This window comes from Micrococcus sp. (assembly GCF_030523875.1).
Classification (GTDB): Bacteria; Actinomycetota; Actinomycetes; order Actinomycetales; family Micrococcaceae; genus Micrococcus.
This window is the reverse complement of sequence record NZ_JAUNHR010000108.1, coordinates 1-6,042: the sequence shown is the minus strand read 5'-3', so window position 1 is coordinate 6,042 and position 6,042 is coordinate 1. Positions and strand designations below refer to the sequence as shown.

Genomic DNA, 6,042 nt, shown 5'->3' with positions numbered 1-6,042 from the left:
AGCTCGGCGCGGGAGAGGGAGGGGGTCTCGGTCATGCGGACCAGCCTAGTGGCCCGCGCCCGGCCTGTGCCCGGCCCGCGCGGGGCGGGGCTCAGCAGGCGACGAGCGCGGCGACCTCCGCCTCCAGGCGCGCCAGGCGCTCGGCCGCCACGGCCGGGTCCGGGTCCCGCGTGCCGAGGTAGCACTTGAGCTTGGGCTCCGTGCCGGAGGGGCGGACCAGCACGCGCGTGCCGGAGTCCGTGGCGAACAGCAGGGCGTCCGTGGCCGGCAGCGCGGCGGACCCGGCGGCCAGGTCCCGACGCACGGTCACCGGCTCCCCGGCCAGGGTGGCCGGGCCCGTGGCGCGCAGGGCGGCCATGGTGTCCGCGATGATCGACAGGTCCTCCACGCGCACCGCCACCTGGGCGCTGGGCATCGAGCCGGTGACCGCGTCCGCGTCCGCGAGGGCGTCCAGCAACGTGCGGCCCTGCGCGGCCAGGCGCGCGGCGAGCTCGGCCGCGGCCAGCGCCGCCGTCATCCCGTCCTTGTCCCGCACGAGGTCCGGGGCCACGCAGTAGCCCAGGGCCTCCTCGTAGCCGAAGCCCAGCCGCGGGGCGCGGGAGATCCACTTGAAGCCGGTGAGCGTGACGTGGTGCTCGACGCCGGCCGCCTCCGCCAGCGCCGCCAGCTGCGGGGCGGAGACCACGGAGTTGGCCGCGGAGCGGCCCTGCGAGGCCAGCCGCGGCAGCAGGTGCGCGCCCAGCAGCGTGCCCACCGCGTCCCCGGAGAGCATGCGCCAGGCGGGGGCGGCGTCGTCGTCGGGGGAGGGGACGGGCACGGCCAGGGCGAGGCGGTCGGCGTCGGGGTCGTTGGCGATCACCAGGTCCGCCCGCACGTCCCCGGCGAGAGCCAGGGCCAGGTCGATCGCTCCCGGCTCCTCCGGGTTGGGGAAGGCCACCGTGGGGAACGCCGGGTCCGGCTCCGCCTGCTCGGGGACCACGTGCACGTCCGTGAAGCCGGCCTCGGCGAGCAGCCCAGGCAGGACGGCGCCGCCCACGCCGTGCAGCGGGGTGTAGACGATCCGCAGGTCCCGGGCCGGGTGCGCCTCGTCGTCGAGCACGGACAGCGCCGCCTCGCGGTAGGCGTCCACGAGCTCCTCCCCGGCGACCTCCCAGCCGTCCTCGGCCATCGGGATGTCCGCGGGCCAGTCCGTGTGGCGGATCTGCGCGGCGATCTGCGCGTCCGCGGGGGAGACGATCTGCGCGCCACGGCCGGCCTCGTCCGTCATCCGGCCGCCGAGGTAGACCTTGTAGCCGTTGTCCGCGGGCGGGTTGTGGGACGCGGTCACCATGACGCCGGCGTCCGCGTTCAGATGCCGCACGGCGAAGGCCAGTACGGGGGTGGGCAGCGGCCGGGGCAGCAGCACCACCTGCGCGCCGGCGGCGGTGAGCACCGCCGCGGTGTCCCGCGCGAAGTCCGCCGACCCGCGGCGGGCGTCGTAGCCCACGGCCACGAGCGGGGCGGCGGCGTCCGCACCGAGCTCCGCCCAGAGGTGGCGGCCCAGGCCGGCGGCGGTGCGGCGCACCACCAGCCGGTTCATCCGGGACTCGCCGGGCCCCTCCTCCGCGCGCAGTCCGGCCGTGCCGAACGCCAGCGGTCCGCAGAACCGGGACGCCAGCGACGCGCGGGCGGCCTCCGCCTCCGGGCCCTCGCCCTCGGCGGCGGCCAGCTCTGCGGCCAGCACGGCGCGGTGGGCGGGGTCCGGGTCCTCGTGGGACCACCGCCGCGCGAGGTCCAGCACCTGCGGGTCGAGGGCGGGGGTCGGGCTCATGGGGCTGCTCCTGGGGAGGGTGAGGGCGGGAGGGGGCTGTCGGGCGGGGTGCCCGTCGGCGTCGTCAGCCGTGGTCAGAGGCGGGCGATGACGTCCGCGAGGAGGCGGGAGATGCGGGGTCCGGCGGCCTGCCCGGCCTCCACGACCTCCTGGTGGGACAGCGGGGTCTCCTGGATGCCGGCGCCGTGGTTGGTCACCAGGGACATGCCGAAGACCTCGAGGCCGGCGTGGCGGGCGGCGATCGCGTCCAGGGCGGTGGACATGCCCACCAGATCCCCGCCGAGCACCTTCGCCATGCGCACCTCGGCGGGCGTCTCGTACTGCGGGCCGGCGAACTGCACGTACACGCCCTCGGTGAGGGAGGGGTCCACCTCGCGGGCGATCGCGCGGATGCGCGGGGAGTACAGGTCGGTGAGGTCCACGAACGTGGCGCCGGCCAGCGGGGTGGCCCCGGTGAGGTTGATGTGGTCCGCGATCAGCACAGGGGTGCCGGGGGCGATCTCCGGGTCGAGCCCGCCGCAGCCGTTGGTCAGGACCACGGTGCGTGCGCCCGCCGCGGCGGCGGTGCGGACCGTGTGCGCCACGGCCTGGGCGTCCCGGGACTCGTAGAAGTGGGTGCGGGAGCCGAAGACCAGGGCCCGCGTGCCGTCCGGCAGCTCCACGGAGCGGATCACCGCGTTGTGCCCCGGGACCTTCGGGGCGTGGAAGCCCGGCACGTCCGCCAGGTCCACGCGGGCCCGCTCGGTGCCGATCAGCTCCGCCGCCTCGCCCCAGCCGGAGCCCAGGACGACGGCGATCCGATGCTCCGCCGCGCCCGTGGCCTCGGCGATCACGGCGGCGGCGGCGCGGGCCTCCGCGAAGCCGGGATGGTCCCCGCGCAGGGGGGAGGAGTCGGCGTGGGACGCGGTCACGGGGATGCTCTGCTCGTTCACGCCGCCAGTGTAGATGCGGGGTGGATCTAGCGGCGGAGGATGCACGCGAAGCGGCGCGGAAGTGCTTGACTGTTGTAGTGGACACCGAGGATGATGGCGTTGAGTGATGACCGCGCATCACCTCCCCCGCCGTCTGTGCCATCTCATCGTGAAGGACCCCCCGTGTCTCAGAACATCTCCCGCCGTACCGTCACCCAGGGCGTCGCCTGGGCCGCGCCCGCTGTGGCCCTCGCCGTCAGCGCCCCCGCCGCCAGTGCCTCGCCCGTCTGCGACCCCACCCCCATCGACCTCGCCTTCGCCTCCCGTCTGTGCAACGGGGAGCCTGTGACCCTGGAGCTCAACCTGTACCAGCCGCTGGGTGCCCTGAACAGCACCGCCACGGACGCGTACATCAACGTCAAGAACCTGTCTGACTGCACCCTCGAGTACACGGCGGAGAACCCGCTGGTGTTCGACATCCAGGTGCGCAACAACAACGTCCTCAATGATGACGGACGCAAGTTCACCCGAATCAACTCATCGTGGGACGACCTCTCCGTCGCCGACGGCAACGTCACGAACTACAACGTGCCCAACCAGCCCGTCGGCAGCGTGAGCACCTCGGTCGTGTGGGATCTGAGCGGCCCCGGCGACGACACGCACACCCCGGGCGAAGAGGCCAACATCGCCTTCGGCTTCGGCGACGGAGCGGTCCGCGGGCCCGGCCGCTGGGAGAACTACCTCACCATCACTCCCCGTCCCTACGGCCTGCCGGCTCCGACGTTCGAGGAGACCGGCGCTCCGGACACCGCCGCCTGCCGCGCCTACTACGACCAGAAGCTGGTCGAGTGGGTCAACGGCGGCTCGGTCCGCTGGGTCGCCCGTGGCCCCAAGACCGGCACCATCGCCCTGGCTCCGGGGGAGATGCTGGACTCCCGCCGTATCGGGAACTACTCCTCGGTCAGCGGCTCCAACAGCACCGACGGCATCTGGTGACGCTTCGCTGAGCGTCTTCCCCACCGCCCCGTCCCGCCGCCGCGGGACGGGGCGGTCCCGTTCTGGCGGCTCCCTGTGACATCCCACCCGGAAACGGGACACAATGGGGGCGTGACCGACGAGAACACCACCTTCCTCCCGTCCCTGACCATCATCGGCGGCGGCCCCGGCGGCTACGAGGCCGCCATGGTGGCCGCCAAGCTCGGCGCCACCGTGACCGTGATCGAGCGCCAGGGCCTGGGCGGTGCCGCCGTCCTGACGGACGTGGTGCCCTCCAAGACCCTGATCGCCACGGCCGACTCCATGCGCCGTGTGGACCTCGCCCGCGACCTCGGCGTGGATCTCGGCGGCGCCGAGCCCCGGGCATCCATGGCCGAGGTGGACCGCCGCATCCTCGAGCTCGCCGGCCAGCAGTCCCGGGACATCCACCGCGCCCTGGAGAAGCGCGGCGTGCGCGTGGTCCTCGGCGAGGCCACCGTGACCGGTCCCCACACCGTGGCCGTGCGCTCCCACGATGACGCCGAGGGCGCCGATCCCGAGACCGTCACCTCGGACGCCATCCTCGTGGCCGTGGGCGCCAGTCCCCGCGAGCTGCCCACCGCCCGGCCGGACGGCGAGCGCATCTTCAACTGGAAGCAGGTCTACGCCCTCCAGGAGCTGCCGGAGCACCTGATCGTGGTGGGCTCCGGCGTCACCGGCGCCGAGTTCGCCTCCGCGTACAACCGCCTGGGGGCGCAGGTGACCCTGGTGTCCTCGCGCGACCGCGTGCTGCCCGGCGAGGACGCCGACGCCGCCCAGCTGCTCGAGCACGTCTTCCAGGAGCACGGCCTGGACGTGGCCGCCCGCTGCCGCGCCGAGTCCGTGGAGCGCACCGCGGACGGCGTGCGCGTGCACCTGTCCGGCGACGGCGCCGCCGACCGCCCGTACATCGACGGCTCCCACGCCCTCGTGGCCGTCGGCGGCGTGCCCAACACCGCCGGCCTGGGCCTCGAGGAGGTCGGCGTCGAGCTGACCGAGGCCGGCCACGTGAAGGTCGATGGCGTCTCCCGCACCACCGTCCCCAGCATCTACGCGGCCGGTGACTGCACGGGCCAGCTCGCCCTGGCCTCCGTGGCCGCGATGCAGGGGCGCATCGCCGTCGCCCACCTGCTCGGCGACGCGCTCAAGCCGCTGCGTCCGCACCTGCTCGCCTCCAACATCTTCACCTCCCCGGAGATCGCCACCGTGGGCGTCACCCAGGAGCAGGTGGACTCGGGCCGCTACCAGGCGGACGTGCTGCGCCTGGACTTCGCCACCAACCCGCGCGCCAAGATGCAGGGCGTCAAGGAGGGCTTCGTCAAGATCTTCGCCCGCCAGGGCTCCGGGACCGTGATCGGCGGCGTGGTGGTGGCCCCCCGCGCCTCCGAGCTCATCTACGCGATCGCGCTCGCGGTGACCCACAAGCTCCACGTGGACGACCTCGCGGACACCTTCACGGTGTACCCGTCCATGTCCGGGTCCATCGCCGAGGCGGCGCGCCGCCTGCACGTGCGCGTCTGCGCCCCCGGCACTCGGCCCCTTGCCCCCGCACGGAACCCCCGCCCCCGGGCCACATACCCGCGGTCCTGTACCGATGTAATGTCGCCGGGGCGCTGGGCTGTCGGGGAGGGGGTGCCGCGCTCAGCGGGCGGCGGCGCGGCGCTCCCGGGCGGAGGAGACCGTGTGCAGGTCCGTGTGGCGGGTCTCCGGCGTGAGGGCCAGGGCCGCGAGCGTGACGAGCGAGGCCGCGGCCAGGTAGTACCCCACCCACGCCACGTCGAAGCGCTGCACCAGCCAAGCCGCGATGAACGGGGTGACGGCGGCGCCGATGATCGAGGACACGTTGTACGCGATCCCCGAGCCCGTGTACCGGGTGTTCGTGGGGAACAGCTCCGGCAGGACGGCAGACATCGGCCCGAAGGTCAGGCCCATCAGCGCCATGCCCACGGCGAGGAACGCGATCATGCTCGGCACGTTCAGCTCCGCGCCCTGGCCCATCGAGTCCGGGGACAGCCACAGACCGAAGCTCAGGCCGAACGCCACCATCAGCCCGGTCACCACGAGCAGGGTGGGCTTGCGGCCGAAGCGGTCCGCGAGCCAGCCGGAGACCGGCACGAAGGCGGCGAAGAAGAGGATGCCCAGCAGCTGCAGCACCAGGAACTCGCTGTAGGGAACGCCCAGGAACCCGGACTCCCGCTTGCCGATCGCGTAGGAGAGGATCCAGGTGGTCATCAGGTAGAAGAGCACGTACGTGGCGTACATGACGAAGGTGCCCAGGATCAGCTCCCACCAGTTGCGGCGGAAGAC

4 protein-coding genes and 1 pseudogene are annotated in these 6,042 nt (G+C 73.7%); 2 read left to right on the top strand and 3 right to left on the bottom strand.

Annotated elements, in window-relative coordinates; all coding sequences use genetic code 11:
• Positions 1–91: 91 nt before the first annotated feature.
• A complete protein-coding gene (locus Q4D18_RS10770; RefSeq protein ID WP_303128251.1) occupies positions 92–1,810 on the bottom strand; it encodes a phospho-sugar mutase in 1,719 nt (572 codons plus the stop codon).
• Positions 1,811–1,884: 74 nt separating this feature from the next.
• Entirely contained in the window at positions 1,885–2,721 is an 837-nt protein-coding gene (locus Q4D18_RS10765; protein ID WP_303128255.1) for a purine-nucleoside phosphorylase, read from the bottom strand.
• Between the two features lie 183 nt (positions 2,722–2,904).
• On the opposite strand from Q4D18_RS10765, the gene Q4D18_RS10760 reads away from it, so the two are divergent.
• Both Q4D18_RS10760 and Q4D18_RS10755 read left to right on the top strand, forming a co-directional pair.
• Positions 2,905–3,717 (top strand): hypothetical protein, encoded by an 813-nt coding sequence (locus Q4D18_RS10760; RefSeq protein ID WP_303128248.1) that lies wholly within the window; start codon positions 2,905–2,907, stop codon positions 3,715–3,717.
• Between the two features lie 111 nt (positions 3,718–3,828).
• Positions 3,829–5,253, top strand: a pseudogene (locus Q4D18_RS10755) (NAD(P)H-quinone dehydrogenase); the annotation flags it as partial.
• 123 nt (positions 5,254–5,376) lie between these two features.
• On the opposite strand, the gene Q4D18_RS10750 reads toward Q4D18_RS10755, so the two are convergent.
• Positions 5,377–5,967, bottom strand: a complete 591-nt coding sequence (locus Q4D18_RS10750; RefSeq protein WP_368389644.1) for an MFS transporter — start codon at positions 5,965–5,967, stop codon at positions 5,377–5,379.
• Between the last annotated feature and the right edge of the window lie 75 nt (positions 5,968–6,042).